This is a genomic window from Variovorax paradoxus (assembly GCF_040544635.1).
Classification (GTDB): Bacteria; Pseudomonadota; Gammaproteobacteria; order Burkholderiales; family Burkholderiaceae_C; genus Variovorax; species Variovorax paradoxus_R.
Window position 1 is genome coordinate 1 of the sequence record NZ_JBEPKJ010000003.1, and the last position, 17,526, is coordinate 17,526.

At 68.9% G+C, this 17,526-nt stretch carries 16 protein-coding genes; 6 read left to right on the top strand and 10 right to left on the bottom strand.

Annotated elements, in window-relative coordinates; translation table 11 throughout:
- The coding region (locus ABIC94_RS05840; RefSeq protein WP_354372050.1) for an autotransporter outer membrane beta-barrel domain-containing protein at positions 1-1,800 on the top strand (1,800 nt) is incomplete at its 5' end.
- A 48-nt stretch (positions 1,801-1,848) separates the two neighbouring features.
- Here ABIC94_RS05840 and ABIC94_RS05845 read toward each other — a convergent pair.
- Together ABIC94_RS05845 and ABIC94_RS05850 are read right to left on the bottom strand one after the other, a co-directional pair.
- On the bottom strand, positions 1,849-2,502 hold the full coding sequence (locus tag ABIC94_RS05845; protein WP_354372052.1) for an FABP family protein: 654 nt from the start codon (positions 2,500-2,502) through the stop codon (positions 1,849-1,851).
- A 66-nt stretch (positions 2,503-2,568) separates the two neighbouring features.
- Positions 2,569-3,879: a hemolysin family protein gene (locus tag ABIC94_RS05850; protein ID WP_354372054.1), complete on the bottom strand. Its 1,311-nt coding sequence runs from the start codon at positions 3,877-3,879 to the stop codon at positions 2,569-2,571.
- A 23-nt stretch (positions 3,880-3,902) separates the two neighbouring features.
- On the opposite strand from ABIC94_RS05850, the gene ABIC94_RS05855 reads away from it, so the two are divergent.
- On the top strand, positions 3,903-4,745 hold the full coding sequence (locus ABIC94_RS05855) for a symmetrical bis(5'-nucleosyl)-tetraphosphatase (RefSeq protein WP_354372056.1): 843 nt from the start codon (positions 3,903-3,905) through the stop codon (positions 4,743-4,745).
- Positions 4,746-4,757: 12 nt separating this feature from the next.
- Here the strand turns inward: ABIC94_RS05855 and ABIC94_RS05860 are convergent, their stop codons facing one another.
- The 8 genes from ABIC94_RS05860 to ABIC94_RS05895 all read right to left on the bottom strand — a co-directional run bounded on the left by ABIC94_RS05860 (position 4,758) and on the right by ABIC94_RS05895 (position 12,949).
- Positions 4,758-5,744 carry an ABC transporter substrate-binding protein gene (locus ABIC94_RS05860; protein WP_354372057.1) on the bottom strand — a complete coding sequence of 329 codons (987 nt, stop codon included), beginning with the start codon at positions 5,742-5,744 and terminating at the stop codon, positions 4,758-4,760.
- A gap of 28 nt (positions 5,745-5,772) precedes the next feature.
- Positions 5,773-6,936: a c-type cytochrome gene (locus ABIC94_RS05865; protein ID WP_354372059.1), complete on the bottom strand. Its 1,164-nt coding sequence runs from the start codon at positions 6,934-6,936 to the stop codon at positions 5,773-5,775.
- A 1-nt stretch (position 6,937) separates the two neighbouring features.
- Positions 6,938-7,732 (bottom strand): ABC transporter ATP-binding protein, encoded by a 795-nt coding sequence (locus ABIC94_RS05870; protein WP_354372060.1) that lies wholly within the window; start codon positions 7,730-7,732, stop codon positions 6,938-6,940.
- A complete protein-coding gene (locus tag ABIC94_RS05875) occupies positions 7,726-8,808 on the bottom strand; it encodes an ABC transporter permease (RefSeq protein WP_354372061.1) in 1,083 nt (360 codons plus the stop codon). The genes ABIC94_RS05870 and ABIC94_RS05875 overlap by 7 nt, the downstream gene beginning before the upstream one ends.
- A complete protein-coding gene (locus ABIC94_RS05880; protein WP_354372063.1) occupies positions 8,805-9,806 on the bottom strand; it encodes an ABC transporter substrate-binding protein in 1,002 nt (333 codons plus the stop codon). The genes ABIC94_RS05875 and ABIC94_RS05880 overlap by 4 nt, the downstream gene beginning before the upstream one ends.
- Before the next feature lie 24 nt (positions 9,807-9,830).
- Entirely contained in the window at positions 9,831-10,655 is an 825-nt protein-coding gene (locus tag ABIC94_RS05885) for a class II aldolase/adducin family protein (protein ID WP_354372064.1), read from the bottom strand.
- 147 nt (positions 10,656-10,802) lie between these two features.
- Positions 10,803-11,912, bottom strand: coding sequence for an LLM class flavin-dependent oxidoreductase (locus ABIC94_RS05890; protein ID WP_354372066.1), 1,110 nt, complete (start codon positions 11,910-11,912; stop codon positions 10,803-10,805).
- Between the two features lie 35 nt (positions 11,913-11,947).
- Positions 11,948-12,949: an ABC transporter substrate-binding protein gene (locus ABIC94_RS05895; protein WP_354372068.1), complete on the bottom strand. Its 1,002-nt coding sequence runs from the start codon at positions 12,947-12,949 to the stop codon at positions 11,948-11,950.
- A gap of 109 nt (positions 12,950-13,058) precedes the next feature.
- On the opposite strand from ABIC94_RS05895, the gene ABIC94_RS05900 reads away from it, so the two are divergent.
- From ABIC94_RS05900 to ABIC94_RS05915, 4 genes are read left to right on the top strand one after another with little or no spacing between them, the layout of a single operon-like run.
- Positions 13,059-14,303, top strand: coding sequence for an acyl-CoA dehydrogenase family protein (locus tag ABIC94_RS05900; RefSeq protein ID WP_354372069.1), 1,245 nt, complete (start codon positions 13,059-13,061; stop codon positions 14,301-14,303).
- Positions 14,300-15,283, top strand: a complete 984-nt coding sequence (locus ABIC94_RS05905; RefSeq protein ID WP_354372070.1) for an ABC transporter substrate-binding protein — start codon at positions 14,300-14,302, stop codon at positions 15,281-15,283. Before ABIC94_RS05900 ends, ABIC94_RS05905 begins: the two co-directional genes overlap by 4 nt.
- Entirely contained in the window at positions 15,280-15,900 is a 621-nt protein-coding gene (locus ABIC94_RS05910) for a cysteine dioxygenase (protein WP_354372072.1), read from the top strand. Before ABIC94_RS05905 ends, ABIC94_RS05910 begins: the two co-directional genes overlap by 4 nt.
- Positions 15,897-17,519: a rhodanese-related sulfurtransferase gene (locus ABIC94_RS05915; RefSeq protein WP_354372074.1), complete on the top strand. Its 1,623-nt coding sequence runs from the start codon at positions 15,897-15,899 to the stop codon at positions 17,517-17,519. Before ABIC94_RS05910 ends, ABIC94_RS05915 begins: the two co-directional genes overlap by 4 nt.
- Positions 17,520-17,526 lie beyond the last annotated feature (7 nt).

Genomic DNA, 17,526 nt, shown 5'->3' on the forward strand with positions numbered 1-17,526 from the left:
CAGGCCCACGGCCTGGCCTGGTCGGGCCCGATCTCGGGCGCCGGGGACCTGGTGAAGGTGGGGGCGGGCACGCTGACGCTGACGCTGGGCGGGGGCAACACCTACACGGGCGCCACCCAGGTGGCGGCGGGCACCTTGCGCGCGGGCGCGGCCGACACCTTCAGCAGCGCGAGCGCGTTCACGGTGGCGGCGGGGGCGGTGCTGGACCTGGCGGGCCACAGCCAGACGATGGCGGGGATGACCAACGCGGGCACGGTGTCGCTGCTGAGCGGGGCGCCGGGGGCGACGCTGACGGTGCACGGGCCCTGGGTGGGCCAGGGCGGCACGCTGCGCCTGGGCACGGCGCTGGGCGCGAGCGGCAGCCTGAGCGACCGGCTGATTTTGAGCGGCTGCACGGCGATTGCCAGCGGCACGACGAACATCCAGGTCACGAACCTGGGCGGGCTGGGCGCGCTCACGGTGGGCCACGGCATCGAGGTGGTGACGGCGATGAACGGGGCCACGACCACCGCGCAGACCACGCGCGATGCGTTCCGCCTGGCCGGCGGGCATGTGGATGCGGGCGCCTACGAGTACCGGCTGCATGCGGCTGATGCAGCGGGGGCGGGGGAGAACTGGTATTTGCGGTCGGGCATCATCATCGCCCCGCCGCCGCCGCCGCCGCCGCCACCACCACCACCACCACCACCACCACCACCACCACCACCACCATCGCCTTCGCCATCGCCATCGCCATCGCCAGCACCGGCACCGGCACCGGCGGTCGATGATGGCGACACGCTGAGCGACGACAGCGCCACCCCACCGGCCGCCAAGGGCATCACCGTGCCCACCTACCGCGCCGAGGTGCCGCTGTTCGCTGCGCTGCCCGAGCAGTTCCGCCAGGCCAACCTGGCCATGGTGGGCAACCTCCACCAGCGCGTCGGCGATGAGAACGCGCCCGACACCGGCACTGCCGCTCCGAACCAGGGCCATCGCCAGGGCTGGGCCCGCATCATCAGCATGGACCGCACGATCGGTCAGGCCGGCACCGTCAACTCCATCAGCAAAGGCCGCCTCACGGGCTTCCAGGCCGGCAACGACCTGTGGGCCGACCCCAACTGGCGCATCGGCATCTACGTCGGCGAGCTCGAGGGCGACATGCGCGTGAGCGGTTTTGCACGCGGCGTGCCGAACTACGCGACCGGCTCCAACAACCTTCGAAGCCAGTACCTGGGCGCCTACGCCACCTGGAAGAACGACAGCGGCCTGTACCTGGACGGCGTGCTGCAGGCCGGGCGCCACCGCTACACCATGGCGACGGACCTGGGCGCTTCCAGCTCAGGCAAGGGCAACAGCCTGCTGGCGTCCATCGAGGTGGGCCAGGGCTTTCGCGTGGCGCCGGACTGGATCGTCGAACCGCAGCTACAACTGGTGCATCAACGCGTGAGCCTGAACGACACCGGCATCGCCGGCGCCATGGTGCAGCAAGACAGCCACAGCGGCTGGCTGGTGCGCGCCGGCGTCCGCATCAAGGGCGAGATGACCACGAGTGCCGGCCCGCTGCAACCTTATGCACGGCTGAACGTCTACCGCAGCAGCAGCGGCGCCGATGTCACACGCTTCGTCGGACCGGCGGCCTACACCGACATTGCCAGCCGCACGGGCGGCACGAGCACCGAACTGGCGGCGGGTGCCACGCTGCGGCTCACGCAGAACATGAGCCTGTACGGAGAGCTGGGCAAGTTCTGGGCATCGGGCGGCGACGCGCGCACGAAGAGCGGGCTGAACGGCAGCGTGGGCCTGAAGATCCGCTGGTGAAAAAGACGCGCCGGGATCCGGTGCACGCCGGTCCCGCGCAGCCGCTTGCTACTTGCTCGTCACCGCCACGGCCGCCGGCGCATCGGGCATGGCCAGCGGGTTGAGCCCCGGCTCCCCGACCCGCGTCAGGGTGTTGCGGTCGGTGTGGTGGAACGGCTCGGCCTGCCCCTGGATCTGCATCACCGTGTCCTGGTCGTAAGACCAGGTGCCGTCGGGGTTGACGGTGACCGTGATGTTCCACGCCAGCGTGGTGAAGGCCTCTTCGATGAACGGGTTGGACACGATGCCGTTCACCAGGCTGCCGCGCTCGGCGCTGAGCGTAAAGCGCGTGTCGTCCGCCTTGGCGTGGCCGCTCGCCATGGCCACCTGGCCGCGCGGAATGGCCAGCGTATGCATCACCGTGCCGGTGGCCGGCTCCCACAGCCAGTAGCCCACCTGGTCGTGGTACATCTTGGTGAGGCCGGGCTTGTGAATATAGGTGTGGTAGCGCAGGCCGTACAGCAGCTGGGGGCCGTTGGTCTGCGGATCGATCGGCTGCAGCTCGTAGCGCTCGACATAAACCTGCGTCTTGGGGCCTTCGCGCTTGGGCTTGACGTCTACGCCGCGGCTGCCCTCCCAGATGCCGGCCATGGCCCGCAGCGGCCCCAGGTTGGCAAGGGTGTCGGGGTCGGCATTCGGCTCGGTGTAGATGTCTTCGGTCATGGTGGGCTGTCGACCATGCGATCGCACGGTGTGGGTTTTGAATTTTTCTGATGGAGCGAACAGGCGCTAGTCGCCGTGCCCAGCTGTCTTGTCCGGTGCAGCCAGCACCCTGTCGATGCGGCGCCCCTCGAGCGCGGCGATCTCGAAATACCAGCCCGCGCACTCGATGACCTCGCCGGTCTTGGGCAGATGGCCCGAAACCGCCATCAGCAAACCCGCAACGGTGTTGTAGCGCCCGCGCTCTTCTTCAGGCAGCTCGCGAATGCCGAGCCGCGCGCGCAACTCGGAAACAGGCATCAGCCCGTCGAGCTCCCACACGCCGTCGGGCCGCTCGCGCGCCCAGGCATCGGTAAGGATGCCAGGCTGCAGTTCGCCGGTGATGGCCTCGAGCATGTCGCGCGGCGTCATGAGGCCCTGCACCACGCCGTATTCGTCGACCACGAACACCAGGCGGCCGCCGCGTTCGCGGAACTGTTCGAGCAGTTCCATGCCGGTGAGCGTTTCGGGCACGAACACGGCCGGCGCGGCCTCTTGCCCGAGCACGCCGTGATGCTCGGTGCCGAGCCGCAGCAGGTGCGCCACGCTGATGACGCCGACCACGTCGTCGAGCGAATTGCGGCACACCGGGTACCACGAATGCACGATGTTGAGCGCGCCCGCATCGGCCACCTTCTTCAGCGCCTGCGCCACGGTGTCCGAGGCGTCGAGCCATTCGATGTCGGCGCGCGGAATCATGAGCGACGACAGCCGCCGGTCGTCCAGGTGGAACACGTTGCGCACCATCTGGTGCTCATGCTGCTCGATCACGCCGGCATCCACGCCCTCTTCCAGGCTGGCCGAAATTTCTTCCTCGGTCATGGAGCGGGCGGCGTTGGCGTCGATGCGCAGCAGCTTCAGCACGGTGGCCGTGGCGCCCGCGAGCAGCCACACGAAAGGCTTGGCGCCCTTGGCAAGCCCCCGCATCGGGCGCGACACCCAGCGCGCCACGGGCTCGGGGTACAGCTGGCCGATGCGCTTGGGCACCAGCTCGCCGAAGATGATGGTGAAGAAGGTGATGCCGGTCACCACCACCGCGGTGGAAACCACGCTGGCCGTGCCGCGGCCCATGCCCAGGGTCTCCATCCAGAGCGAGAGCGGCGCCGCGAAGGCGGCCTCGCCGACGATACCGCTGAGCATGCCGATCGACGTGATGCCGATCTGCACGGTCGAGAGGAAATGGGTGGGTTCCTCCATCAGCCGGAGCGCAGCTTCGGCGCCGGCGTCTCCCGTCTCGGCCAGCGCTGCCAGGCGCGCGCGCCGGCTGGTTGAAAGGGCCATTTCGGACATTGCAAACAACGCATTCAGCGTGGTCAGCAAGGCCAGCAGGAGAACATCCATGAACAGGGGGTGAAAATAAGGAAATGGCACTTTACTTGATCGGCGATATCCAGGGCTGCGATGCCGCCCTCCAGAAACTGCTCGACAAGATCGGTTTTTCTCCCAGCCGCGACACCATCGTGCTGCTCGGCGACCTGGTCAACAGGGGTCCCGACTCGGCCGCTGTGCTGCGGCGCGTGCAGGGCTTCGGCGCCTCGGCGCTGAGCCTGCTCGGCAACCACGACCTGCATCTGCTGGGCGTGGCGCACGGCGCGCGCAAGGCCAGCCGCAAGGACACGCTGGCTGGCCTGCTCGATGCACCCGACAGCGAAGCCATGCTCGAATGGGTGCGCCAGCAACACATGGCGCTGCACATGCAGATCGATGGCGGCGACCTGCTCATGGTGCACGCGGGCGTGCTGCCGCAGTGGACGGTGGGCGACACGCTGGTGCTGGCGGCCGAGGTCGAATCGGTGCTGCGCGGCCCGGCGCTGGGCGAGTTCCTGCTCGGCATGTACGGCAACGAGCCGGCGCAGTGGAGCGACACGCTCACCGGCAGCGCGCGGCTGCGCGCCATCGTGAACGCGCTCACGCGCATGCGCTTCTGCTCGGCCGAGGGTGTGATGGAGTTCGAAACCAAGGACGGCGCCGCCACCGCGCCCGAGGGCTTCATGCCCTGGTTCGACGTGCCCGGCCGCAAGACCGCCAAGGCCACGGTCGCATTCGGCCACTGGTCGACGCTCGGCTGGCTCTCGCGGCCCGACCTGCTCTCCACCGACACGGGCTGCGTCTGGGGCGGCTGCCTCAGTGCGGTGCGCATCGGCGCCACGCTGGACGAGCGCGAGCTGATCCAGGTGAAGTGCGAGCAGGCGCAGAAGCCGGGCTGATCGACCGCGCAGCTAGGCGCCCGCGGCAGTAGCCACGCCAAAGCCCGTATCGAACGTGCCCTTCACATCGAGCGGCTGCTTGATGAGCCCCACCTGCCGGTAGAAATCCGCAGTGCCCTGCTGGTCAGCGATGACCTGCGCATCGATGGGCACCCACTTCTGCCGGCGCCGCTCGAACTGCAGCTTGGCCGCCTCGGGCGGAATGCCGATGATGCGCGCCAGCGCGGCCGAGTAGGCATCGACATTGCGGTACGACCAGAGCTGCGCCTTTACCACGCGCTGCAAAAAGTCTTGCAGCACCGGCCGCTTGGCGGCAATGGCGGCATCGGTCGCCGCGAGGTAGCTCAGCCCCGGCAGCAGCCCGCGCCCGCTGACGAGAACGCGCGCGTGGTGGCTGACCTCGGCCAGCGCGGTGTAGGGCTCCCAGGTGGCCCAGGCATCGACCGAGCCCTGCGTGAGCGCGAGCTTGGCGTCGGCCGGCGCAAGAAAGCGGATGTTCACCTCCTCGGGTTTCAGGCCCGCCGCGGTGATGGCCTTGAGCGTGACATAGTGGCCGATGGAGCCGCGGTTCGTCGCAATGCTCTTGCCCTTGAGGTCGGCGGCGGTCTTGAGCGGCGAGTCGGGCCGCACCAGCACTGCGGTGCCGTAGGAGTCCGAACGGTTCGCGCCGATGGCCTTGACGCGCGTGCCGGCGGCGAGCGCGAAGATGAGCGGCGCATCGCCGATGGGGCCGGAGTCGACCGCGGCCGCGTTGAGCGCCTCGGCCAACGGCGCCGCTGCGGGAAATTCGGACCACTGGATGTCGTAGCCCAGGCCTTCCAGGCCGTTGGCCGCTTCGAGCAGAGCACGCAGCCCGCCCTTCTGGTCGCCGGCCTTGAGCACCGGGCGGCCCTGCGCACGGGCCTGCAAAGAGAAGGCGGGCAAGGCGATGGCGGAGGCCGTTGCGAGGCCTTGCGCAAGGAGCCGCCGGCGCGATGGGTCGAGGTGCGATGAGTTCATGGGTTCTCCGTGTTCGAGTCAAGAAAAGTCAGTGGATGAAGCCGCCTTTGACGAAGCGCACCGGCTCCGCGTCCATGCGGGCGATCAGCGCGCCCAGGCCGTCGGCGGGTAGCGTGGCGCCATCCGCTGTCGCGCTCGGTGTGCGTTCGCTGCGGCACAGCAGGTCGTCGTCGGACCAGCCCGCCTTGCCGGGCTCGCCGCGCGCACGCAGCCATCCGTCGCGGTCGGCGATGAGCTGGGTGCCGGCAAGGCGGTCGGTGCCGGCGATCAGTGCCAACGCTTCCCAGGCGGCAACGGATTCGGCCGCGCAATCGGCAGCGGCCGGCGCGGTCTTCGACGACGGCGACACCAGCCGCACGGTCACAAGGCGCGGATCTTCGGTCAGCGCTGCGTCGCCCGCCACGATGCGCACGCGCTGCCCGCGCCAACTCGCGAGCCACCGGGGCGGCTGCGAGCCGCAACGCACCGCCATGTCGGGCAGGCCGATAGGCTGCGGCCAGTTGCCGAGCGCACGCAGGCTCTGGCCCGCAGCCTGCGCCTTCATGTAGTCGATCAACGCCCAGGCATCGGCCTCGTCGAGCTTGCCGCCGAAGCCGGGCATCGTGGTCTTGCCCTGCCCGGCATCGCGTGTGCCGTGAAGAATGCGCCAGAGCAGGTCGCCGTCGGCGCGCCGCCACAGCAAGGGGCCGCTCAAGTCCGGCGGCCACACCGCCAGCGAGGCCGCGAGCGGCCCTTCGCCCTTGCCGTCCGCGCCATGGCAGGCCACGCAGTTCTGTTCGTAGAGCGCGCGACCCTGCGCGATGGATGCGGCCGTGAAGCCGGTCGGCGAAGACTGGAAGCTCGTGGGTGTCGCCGGCACCAGCACCACGTGCGCTTCGGGCCATGGCGCCGCGATCAGCAACATCGGCACCAGTGCGAGAAAGTAGAAGCGCGGGCGCCGCCAGAACAGTGCGAGCAGCAACGCGAGCACCGCCACGCCGACGAACACCAGCGTCCACGCGAGGCTGCGTGCCTGGCCAAGGTCGATGAGCAGATTCTCGCCCGACAGCCGGTGCTCCCACGGCCAGCCCGGCCTGCCATGCATCTGCTGCGCGAGCCCCAGCGCGTCGAGCACGCGCAGCAGTTGCAACTGGGCGTCTTGAAGCAGGCCGATCAGCAGGTTGAGCCAATCGGCCCCGGGCGTGCTGTTCATCTCACCAGGTGGCGTCCAGCCCCAGGTGCCTGAGCGCCTCGTGCCGCAATTCCGCCAAACGCGCATGACCGCGGTGCCGCGGATACGGCAGGTCGACCACGATCTCCGCCGCGATGCGCGCCGGCCGGTCGCTCAGCACGATCACCCGGTTGGCGAGGAACAGCGCCTCTTCCACATCGTGCGTTACCAGGAGCGCCGAGAAGCCCGCGCGCTGCCACAGGTTGACGAGCTCGCTCTGCATCGCGATGCGCGTGAGCGAGTCGAGCTTGCCGAGCGGTTCGTCGAGCACCAGCAGTTGCGGGTCGTTGACCAGCGCTCGCGCCAGTGCCACGCGCTGCGCCATGCCGCCCGAAAGCTGGTGCGGGAAAACCTTGGCGAAGTCGGTGAGCCCCACGAGCTTCAGCGCCTCGTCGACGCGCCCGCGCTGCGCCTTGAGCACGCCGCGCGCCTGCAGGCCGAGCGCGACGTTGTCCCACACGCTGCGCCACGGATAGAGCGTCGGGTCCTGGAACACGACGATGCGCGACGGGTCGGGCCGGGTGATCGGCGCATCGTCCTGCGTGATGCGGCCGGCCGTGGCGGGCTCGAGGCCAGCGACCAACCGCAGCAGCGTCGACTTGCCGCAGCCGCTCGGCCCCAGCAGCGCGACGAACTCACCCGGCTTCACCGTGAGATCGATGTCGTCGAGCACCTGCAACGGCCCCGCGGGCACATCGAACCAGTGGCTCACGCCGCGGATGTCGATGTGCGCGCCGGCCTTGCGCACGCCCGGTTCGGCGATGACGGCGGCTACCACTTCACGGTCCCCTTCTGCCACGACAGCACGCGGTCGCGTACCTTGAAGAGCAGCGTGATCAGGCCCGAGCACAGCACGGCCATCACGATCAGCGCGGCGTACATGTTCGAGTACGAAGCCCAGCCCTGAGCCCACGAGAGGTAGAAGCCCAGGCCGGCCTTCACGCCCATCATCTCGGCCGTAACGAGCACCGAGAAAGCCGCGCCCAGCCCCATGAAGAGTCCCACGAACACCTGCGGCAGCGCAGCGGGTATCGCCACGCGCAGCACCAGGAAGCGCTCGCTCGCGCCCATGGTGCGCGCCACGTCGTAGTAGTTGCGGTTCACTGTTGCCACGCCCGACCAGGTGAGCACCGCCACCGGGAAGCCCGTCGCCAGCGCGATCAGGAACACGGCCGCCGCATAGCTCGACGGAAAGAAGAAGAACGCGAGCGGCAGCAGCGCCGAGGCCGGCACCGGCCCCACGAAACGCAGCACCGGATGCACCCAGTAGCCCGCAACGCGCGACCAGCCGATGGTCACGCCCGTGAGAAAGCCCGCGAGCGCGCCCAGCACGAAGCCGTGGGCGAGCAACCGGGTCGAATGCAGCAGGCTTTCGCCAAGGCGGCGCCAGTCGTCGATGTAGGTTTCGATCAGGCTTTGCGGCGGCGCGAAGAACGGCGTGGGGAGCAAGGCAAGCTTGGCGGTCGCGATCTCCCAGATGGCGAAGAGCACAGGCAGTGCGACGAGCCACGGGCCGGCAGGCCGCAGCAGGCGTGCGGCACGACCGGCGCGCGGGCCGAGCAATGCGACGGCAAGCAGCAGCGCACCGGCGGTGATGGCGGCGATACCGAACTCGTCGGTGTAGGCCCAGTCGCTGAAGCCCACGGCCTGGTTCGGCCAATAGATGGTGAGCAGGCCGAGGGCGAGCCATGTCGCAGCGGCGGCGAAGCCGATGCGCCATGTGGGCAGGTCCGTCTGGATACGGGGCGATGTCGATGCGGGAGCAGGCGTGCGTTCGGGCGCCGCCGCCCCCACCCTGGCCCTCCCCCGGAAGGGGAGGGAATTGAAGCCCAAAGCGGGGTCGGGGGTGCTCATGCCAGCGGATCGAAAGAGACGTGTTCAGCAAAGCGCACCGGGTCGGTGGTCTTCTTGAGCACACCGACGCTTCGGAAATCGCGCGCATAGAACTCCACCTCGTCGCGCAGGTTTTTGCCGAGCGGATGGTGGCTGTGCGTGAGCGTGCCCAGCAGCGCGCGCAGGTCTTCAACCGGCACCTTCGGCGAATACTTCGCGAAGAGCTTGGCCGACTCGTTGGGGTTCTCCGCCACGTAGTCGGAGGCTTGCGCGATGGCCCGCACCAGCGCCGCGACGGTCGGCTTGTCCTTGCGCACCAGCTCGCCGCGCGCACCGACGATGCAGCAGACCTTGTCCTTGTATTCGCCGGAGAGATTGCTCGCGATTTCCACGAAGGCGCCCTTGTTGCGCTTCTCGATCAGGTAGACATTCGGGTCACCGTCGGCAATCGCATGAATCTCGCCTTTCTGCACCGCAATGTCCAGCAGGTCGGCCGGGTACTGGCGCCAGGTCACGTCCTTGTCGGCGTCGACGCCGTTCTTGGTCAGCAGAATCGAGAAGAAGTTCTTGCCCGGGCTTGCGATGTCCGACACGCCGATGACCTTGCCCTTTAGGCTGGCAATACTGGTGGCGCCCGCGCTCTTCGCGCCCACCAGCCGCACGCAACCGCCATGCGAGCTGCCGACGATCTTCACGTCGAAGCCCGACTCCAGCGGCTTGAGCCAGCGGTGGATCATGCCGACCGCCGCGTCGGCCTTGGCCGTGGCCAGCGACTCCAGGAGTTGGTCGGTGGAACCCGTGTAGTTGATCAGGTCCACCTGCAGGCCATTGCGCTCGAAGTAGCCGCGCTCTTGCGCCACCACCACGGGCGAGAGGCAGAACGCGGCGGCGTTCCATGCGAAGGTGAGCTTGCGGGCCTGCTGCGAGAAGGCCTGCGAGGCGATCAGGCCGCCCGAGGCGACCACGGCGGCAGCGCCGCCGGCGCGCAGAACACTGCGGCGTGAAAGGGATGCGGTCATCGAGAACTCCGTTGGTTTTTTTGTTCAGTCCAGCAGTTCGGGCTCCGCTTCCACGAGACCTTCATAGAGGCTGTCGAAGGAATGGATGGCCCCCTCCGGGCCGCCGATCTGGCTGTGCGTGTGGCGCGCGGTGGCTTCGTCGATGGGCTGCGGCTTGCCGGCGGCCTCGGCGAGAAGTTGCGTGTGGCAGGCGTTGTCGAGCGCGATGTACCACCAGGCGGCGGCTTCCACCGTGGGGCCCGCGGTCAGGATGCCGTGGTTCTTGAGGATGGCACCCTTCCTGTCGCCCAGTGCCTGCGCGATGCGGTCGCCCTCGCTGGTGTCGACCACCATGCCGGTGAAGTCGTCGAACAGCGCCACGTCTTCGTGGAACACGCAGCTGTCCTGCGTGAGGGTGTCGAGCTTGCGGCCCAGCGTGGACCAGGCCTTGCCGTAGGTCGAGTGCGTGTGGGCGGCGGCAACGATCTTCGGGTTGTGCTCGTGGATGGCGGCGTGAATGGCAAAGGCGGCCTTGTTGAGCGGCTTGTCGCCGATCACGGTCTCGCCTTTCGAATTGACGAGCAGCAGGTCGGACACCTTGATGCGCGAGAAGTGAATGCCCAGCGGGTTGACCCAGAAGTGGTCGGTGAGCTCCGGGTCGCGCGCGGTGATGTGGCCGGCCAGGCCCTGCGCAAAGCCGAAGCGCGCGAACAGGCGGAACGCGCCCGCCAGGCGCTCCTGCCGGTGGCGGCGCTCGGCTTGCACGCTGGTGCGCGGCGGGATCGGGTCGAACCAGTATTTTTGCTGCGGGTTCGGGTTGCGCCGAAGCGCAAGACCGGCATCCCAGTCGATCGACAGAACTGCACTCATGAAAGATGTCCTCGTATTTGGTATTGCTCCTTCCCCCTCTGGGGGAAGGCTGGGATGGGGGCAAGCGGCGCACGCAAGGCCGCGGCGTTGTGAAGGCCGCGAGCCCCCACCCCTGCCCTCCCCCGAAAGGGGAGGGAGAAAGTCAGGTTAGGCCGCCTTGCGTTGAGACTGCAGCCGCTGCGCCACCAGCTCGCGCGTGCGCGGAATCAGCTCGCGCCCATAGTCCGTCGCGTCTTCGAGCGGATCGAAGCCGCGGATCAGGAAGGTGGTCACGCCCAGGTCGTAGTAGTCGAGCAGCGCATCGGCCACCTGCTCGGGTGTACCGACCAGCGCGGTGCTGTTCGAGCGGCCGCCGATCTCTTGCGCGACGGCAGTCCACAGGCGCTTGTCCACACGCGGGCCCTTGTCGGCCGCAGCCAGCAGGCGCTTCGCGCCCTCGCTCTGCTGCGGGCCGCCGCGGTTGTAGCCCTGCACCACGCGAAGCCGCTTGGTCTCGGCCAGGATGCGGTCGGCGCGTGCCCACGCGGCCTCTTCGGTCTCCGCGAGGATGGGGCGGAACGACACCGAGAAGCGCACGCTGCGCCCGTGCTTCGCGGCCTCGGCGCGCACGCGCGTCGTGAGCTCGCGCGCCTGGTCGAGCGATTCGCCCCACAGCGCATACACGTCGGCGTACTTGCCTGCGACGGGAATGGCCGCCTCCGACGCACCGCCGAAATACACCGGCACATGCGGCCTGCCGTTGCGCGTCTGCAGCGGCTTCACTTCGGAGAAAGCGTTCTGGTAGCGGTAGTGCGCGCCTTCGTGGTCGAAGGGTTTCTCGGCAGTCCACACCTTGTGCAGCACTTCGAGGTATTCGTCGGTGCGTGCATAGCGCTGGTCGTGATCGAGCCAGTCGCCGTCGCGCCGCTGCTCCTCATCGGAGCCGCCCGAGATGTAGTGCACGCCGAGCCGGCCGCCGCTGAACTGGTCGAGCGAGGCGAACTGCCGCGCTGCGAGCGTGGGCGCCACGAAGCCCGGGCGGTGCGCGAGCATGAAATGGATGCGCTCGGTGACCGAGGCGGCGTAGGCCACGGTCAACGTTGCATCGGGGCTGGTCGAATGGTGCGGCACCAGCACGCGGTCGAAGCCTGCGTTCTCGTGCGCCTGCGCAAAGGCGCGCACATAGTCGCGGTCGATGGCGGGGCCTTTGGCGGCGTGGATCTCCGAGACCTTCTGGCCCTGGATCATGCCGATGAATTCAACGTCGTTCTGGCTCATGGTGTCCTCGTGTTTTCAGGTGGATGCGTGGTTGTTCAGGCGGCGGGCAGGCGCAGCACGTTCTCAAAGCTGCGGTCCCACAGGGGCTTCACGTCGGCCGGGCCGTCGAGCACGCCGATCTTCAGGAAGGTGTCGGCCACCTGCTGGTGGCTGCGCACCACGGCATCGGTGACGGGGCCCAGGCTGTAGTCGCCGCTGCGTCCGTTGAAGAGTTCGACCAAGTCGCCCACCGGCACGCGCGTCTCGGCCGATTGCGCGCGCGCATAGGCCAGGAAGTTGCCGTTGATCCATGCGAAGGAACGCTGCAGGCGCTGCAGCAGGTCGCTCAATGCCGCGCGGCGCAGCGTGTCGTCGAGCGTTCGCGGGTTCGCGTAGATGGGAAAGTTACCCGAGAGATAGCCCACGCCGGTCTTGATGGTGCGCGCGCCGTACTGCGTGCGCGCAAGCTGGCCGTTGTAGCCGTAGATGGCCCAGGCATCGAGATCGCCACGCGCAAAGGCCGAAAGGCCGTCCGCCGGCGTGAGACTCACGGCCTGGATGTCGCTGAAAGAGAGCCCCGCCTCGGCCAGTTGCCTGGCCAGGTAATAGTGCGAAGTGGTGGCGCGCACATAGCCCACGCGCTTGCCCTTGAAGTCGGCGATGCTGCGGATCGGCGAATCCTTGCGCGCCAGCGTGGCCTGGTTGTTCAGGTCTTCGTGCGTCACGGCCACCAGCTTCACGCTCGATTTCTGGCGCGCCGCGAACACCGGCGGAATCTCGCTGCCCGACCCCAGGTCGAGCGCATCGCCGTTGATGGCCTCAATGTGCAGCACGCCGTTGTTGAGCTCTCGCCAGTCGATCTTGTAGGGCGTGTCGGCCTGGCCGGAAGCTTGCAGCAGCGGACGCCACAGGCCCTTGTAGGTGCCCACGCGCAGGGTCACGCCGGAAAGGTCGCGTGCCGGTGCCGCGGCCTGTGCGGCGCCGGTTGCAGCCACCGCGCTCCAGGCTGCGGCGGCCTGCAGCAGGCGGCGCCGATCGAGTGGGAATTCAGGTTTCATGCACCGGACCGTACCGGCGCACACAGCAAAAGCGAACGCAGAAAAACGAGTTTGCATATGCGGGATGCGTCGTTTCCGCCGCGGCGTGCGGCCGGTACTGTGCGGAACCATGAGTGCACTCCCCTTGCGCCGCCCGCCGGCCACCTATGAAGACCCCACGCCCACCGCCGCCCCGGCCGGAGTCGACGCTGCCGTTCTCGCACGCCTGTCGGCCCGGTTCGCCGCCACGGCGGCTGACCACGACCGCAGCGGTGCCTTCCCGCGCGCGAACTTCGAGGCGCTGCAGTCGCACGGCTTCATCGGCCTGGTGACCCCCGCGGCGCACGGCGGCGGCGGTGCCACGTTGGCAACGGCACGGCGCGTGATTGCGGCCGTGGCGCGCGGCGAGCCCGCCACCGCGTTGATCCTGACGATGACCTACCTGCAGCACCATGCACTCGCGCGCAGCGACAGCCGCTGGCCGCTGCATCTGCGCGAACGCGTGCTGCGCGATGCGGTGGAGCGCGGTGCGCTCATCAATGCGCTGCGTGTGGAGCCCGCGCTCGGCTCGCCGGCACGTGGCGGCCTGCCCGCGACCGTCGCACGCCGCGAAGGCAGCGGGTGGAAGATCGACGGCCACAAGCTCTACACGACCGGCATCGAGGGCCTCACGTGGCTCGCTGTATGGGGGCGCACCGACGAAGCCGCGCCGCGCACCGGCGTGTTCCTGGTGCCGCGCAACGCGCCCGGCGTGCGCGTGATCGCAAGCTGGGACCACCTGGGCCTGCGTGCCTCGGGCAGCCATGAAGTGGTGTTCGAGAACGTCGCAATCGACCTCGACCATGCGGTCGACCTGCGCGCACCGGCCGACTGGGCGCCCGACGCGGGTAGCCAGACCGACATCGACGCCCATGCCACGCAGCAGGCCTGGATGACTGTGCTGCTCGGCAGCCTGTACGACGCGGTGGCCTTGGCCGCGAATGATTGGGTAACCGGATTCCTGAACCAGCGCGCACCCGGCAGCCTGGGCGCGCCGCTTGCGAGCCTGCCGCGCGTGCAGGAGCATGTGGGAGAAATTGCCGCGCTGCTGCGCACCAACCGCGTGCTGCTCGACGATGCGGCCCGTGCCGTCGACGAAGGCCGCGCGCAGCCGGCCACCGAGAGCGGCCTGCTCAAATACACCGTGACGGGCAACGCGGTGCGCGCGGTCGAAATCGCGCTGCAGCTGAGCGGCAACCACGGCCTCGCACGGCAGAACCCGCTGGAGCGGCATCATCGCGACGTGCTGTGCAGCCGCATCCACACGCCGCAGAACGACGCCATCCTGGTTGCGGCGGGTGCGCGCGCATTGCAGTCCTCGGGAGCCTCCGCATGACCGGCCTCCTCTTCTCCAAGGCTTCGCGCCGCGGCTGGCTCAAGCAGGGCACCGCCCTCGCACTGGCGGCTGCCGGCCCCATGCGTGCATGGGCGCAGCAGCCGCAGACCACGCTGGTGCTCGGTGACCAGGCCGGCGGCTTGCGCGCCCTCTTCGAGGCATCGAAGGCACTCGACGACGCGCCCTTCGCGTACCGCTGGGCCAACTTCCAGGGTGCCGCGCCGCTGTTCGAAGCGCAGCGCAGCGCGGCGGTCGATACCGCCGTGGCCGGCGACCTGCCGGTGCTGGCCGCCGCCGTCGGCCGCACGCCGCTGAAGATCGTCGCCACGCGTGTCGGCAAGGCCGATGCGCTGGGCATTGTGGTGCAGCCCGATTCGCCTTTGCGCACCGTGGCCGACCTGCGTGGCAAGACGGTCATCGTTTCGTCCGCGCGCGGAAGCATTTCGCAGTACCAGCTGTATGGCGCGCTCGAAGAAGCCGGCGTGCCGCGCAGCGAGGTCACGGTGAAGTTCGTGCTGCCCACCGATGCGGCCGCGGCCTTTGCCTCGAAGCAGATCGATGCGTGGGCCGTGTTCGACCCCTACTACACGATCGCACTGCAGCAGGGCGGGCGCATCTTGCGCGACGGGCGCGGCATCAACACGGCCCTGGGCTTCATCACCGCCAGCGAGCCTTCGCTGGCCGATCCGGCCAAGCGCATTGCCATCGTGCAGTTTCTCGACCGGCTGGCGTGCGCTGGCGAATGGGCGCTGGCCAACCCCGAGGCGTATGCGCAGGCCTACAGCAGGCTCACGCGGTTGCCGATCGAATCGGCCCGCATCATCACTGCGCGTGCCTCGGTCACCGGCCGGCCGGTGACCGAGGCCGACATCGTTGCCTTGCAGGCGGTGGCCGACCGCTCGGCGCGCGACGGCATCCTGCCGGTGCGCGTGGACGTGCGCGCCATCACCGATGCGCAGCTCTGGAAACGGCCGGCATGACGGCACCCGAGGTTGCCGCCATCGCACCGCTGCGTGAATTCGTCGGCGCGTTCGGCCGGCTGCTCGACAGCGCACCCGACGAGCCGCGCATTCTTTCCGAAGGCCGCACGCTGCTTCGCACACTGGTCGCGCGAGACGACTGGCTGCCCGACGTGTTCGCGCAGCCCGACCCGGTGCACTACCGGCAGTTCCTGCTGCACGCCGACAGCACCGAGCGCTTCTCGGTCGTGAGCTTTGTCTGGGGGCCGGGGCAAGCCACGCCGGTGCACGACCACACGGTGTGGGGCTTGATCGGCATGCTGCGCGGCGCCGAATACAGCCAGGCCTACGCCGTCGGCAGCGATGGCCGGGCACAGCCGCAAGGCGAGGCTGTGCGGCTCGACGCCGGCGATGTGGAAGCCGTGTCGCCCACCGTCGGCGACCTGCATCGCGTGCACAACGCGCATGCGGACCGCGTGTCGATCAGCATCCACGTCTACGGCGCCAACATAGGGGCCGTGCGGCGGCATACTTACCCGGCCGAGGGCGGACGCAAGCCCTTCGTCTCGGGCTACTCCAACACGCTTCTTCCCAACCTCTGGGACCGCTCCGCCGAACTCAGACCGAAATTCGCATGACGACCACCGCCTTTCCCCATCTGCCCTTTGCCGCCGTGCGCGAACGACTCATCGCGCGCGAAGAAACCGCGCTGCTCGACGTGCGCGAAGAAGACCCCTTCGCGCAGGAGCATCCGCTGTGGGCTGCGAACCTGCCGCTCTCGCGCATCGAGATCGAGGCCTGGCGGCGCATTCCGCGGCGCAGCACGTTCATCGTGCTCTACGGCACGCACGACGGCATCGACCTGGCGCCGCTCGCCGCGCACACGCTAGCCGCGCTGGGCTACATCAACGTGCACCTGCTCGAAGGCGGCCTCGAAGACTGGCGCGCGGCCGGCGGCGAGCTGTTCCGCGACGTGAACGTGCCGAGCAAGTCTTTCGGCGAACTGGTCGAGCACGAGCGGCACACGCCATCGCTTTCCGCGCCCGAGGTGAAGGCGCTGGTCGAGGGCAAGGCGAACGTGGTGGTGCTCGACGCGCGCCGCTTCGACGAATACCAGACCATGAGCATTCCCTCGGCCACCAGCGTGCCCGGCGCGGAGCTGGTGCTGCGCGTGCGCGAGCTCGCATCCGACCCGGCCACGCGGGTGATCGTCAACTGCGCGGGCCGCACGCGCAGCATCATCGGCACGCAATCGCTGGTGAATGCGGGCATTCCGAACCCGGTGGCTGCCCTGCGCAACGGCACCATCGGCTGGAAGCTCGCGGGGCAGGTGCTCGACCATGGCGCGGACCGGCGGGCGCCCGTCGTGGTGTCGGATGCGCACCGCGCACAGGCAGAGGCCGATGCGCGCCGCGTGGCCGACAAGGCCGGCGTGCGCCGCATCGCGCTCGATGCGCTGCATGCGCTGGAAGCACCGGGGCGCACGCTCTACCGGTTCGACGTGCGTACGCCCGAGGAATACGAGGCCGGCCACCTGCCCGGCTTTGCAAGTGCGCCCGGCGGTCAGCTGGTGCAGGAAACCGATCACCAGGTGCCGGTGCGCGGCGCGCGCATCGTGCTGGCGGACGACGACGGCGTGCGGGCCTCGATGAGCGCGTCATGGCTCGCGCAGATGGGCTGGGAGGTGTATGTGCCCGATACGGTGCCCGCGGCTTCGTCGTTCACCGAAACCGGAACGCCCTCGCCTGCCTATCCACCCGTTGCCGCCGCCGTCGCCGAGATAGGCCCGAAGACGCTGGCAGCGCTGCTGGCGCAGCCCGGCACCGCTGTGCTCGATGTGACCACCAGCGCCAACTACGTGAAGCGGCACATTCCGGGCGCCTGGTATGTGATTCGCGCGCAGCTCGCGGGTGCGATCAATGCGGTGATTCCTGCATCGCAGCGCTATGTGCTGACCTGCGGCAGCAGCCTGCTCGCGCGCTATGCCGCGGCAGACTTGCGCCAACTGCTCGACTCGCGCGGCCAACGTGACGTGGAAGTGCTGGTCCTGGCCGGCGGAAACGCGGCATGGTTCGCCGCGGGCCTCGAAGCCGAATCGGGCGAAACGCGGCTGGCCACGCCACGCACCGACCGCTATCGCCGCCCCTACGAAGGCACCGATGCGCCCGCCGAGGCGATGCAGGCGTACCTCGACTGGGAATACAGGCTGGTGGCGCAACTGGCGCGCGACGGAACGCATCACTTCCGCGTGATCTGAACGTTTC

Excerpts from the sequence above, each read along its gene's own strand:
- ABIC94_RS05845 (WP_354372052.1), bottom strand. The coding sequence starts at position 2,502 with ATGACCGAAGACATCTACACCGAGCCGAATGCCGACCCCGACACCCTT.
- ABIC94_RS05850 (WP_354372054.1), bottom strand. The coding sequence starts at position 3,879 with ATGGATGTTCTCCTGCTGGCCTTGCTGACCACGCTGAATGCGTTGTTT.
- ABIC94_RS05855 (WP_354372056.1), top strand. The coding sequence starts at position 3,903 with ATGGCACTTTACTTGATCGGCGATATCCAGGGCTGCGATGCCGCCCTC.
- ABIC94_RS05860 (WP_354372057.1), bottom strand. The coding sequence starts at position 5,744 with ATGAACTCATCGCACCTCGACCCATCGCGCCGGCGGCTCCTTGCGCAA.
- ABIC94_RS05865 (WP_354372059.1), bottom strand. The coding sequence starts at position 6,936 with ATGAACAGCACGCCCGGGGCCGATTGGCTCAACCTGCTGATCGGCCTG.
- ABIC94_RS05875 (WP_354372061.1), bottom strand. The coding sequence starts at position 8,808 with ATGAGCACCCCCGACCCCGCTTTGGGCTTCAATTCCCTCCCCTTCCGG.
- ABIC94_RS05880 (WP_354372063.1), bottom strand. The coding sequence starts at position 9,806 with ATGACCGCATCCCTTTCACGCCGCAGTGTTCTGCGCGCCGGCGGCGCT.
- ABIC94_RS05885 (WP_354372064.1), bottom strand. The coding sequence starts at position 10,655 with ATGAGTGCAGTTCTGTCGATCGACTGGGATGCCGGTCTTGCGCTTCGG.
- ABIC94_RS05890 (WP_354372066.1), bottom strand. The coding sequence starts at position 11,912 with ATGAGCCAGAACGACGTTGAATTCATCGGCATGATCCAGGGCCAGAAG.
- ABIC94_RS05895 (WP_354372068.1), bottom strand. The coding sequence starts at position 12,949 with ATGAAACCTGAATTCCCACTCGATCGGCGCCGCCTGCTGCAGGCCGCC.
- ABIC94_RS05900 (WP_354372069.1), top strand. The coding sequence starts at position 13,059 with ATGAGTGCACTCCCCTTGCGCCGCCCGCCGGCCACCTATGAAGACCCC.
- ABIC94_RS05905 (WP_354372070.1), top strand. The coding sequence starts at position 14,300 with ATGACCGGCCTCCTCTTCTCCAAGGCTTCGCGCCGCGGCTGGCTCAAG.
- ABIC94_RS05910 (WP_354372072.1), top strand. The coding sequence starts at position 15,280 with ATGACGGCACCCGAGGTTGCCGCCATCGCACCGCTGCGTGAATTCGTC.
- ABIC94_RS05915 (WP_354372074.1), top strand. The coding sequence starts at position 15,897 with ATGACGACCACCGCCTTTCCCCATCTGCCCTTTGCCGCCGTGCGCGAA.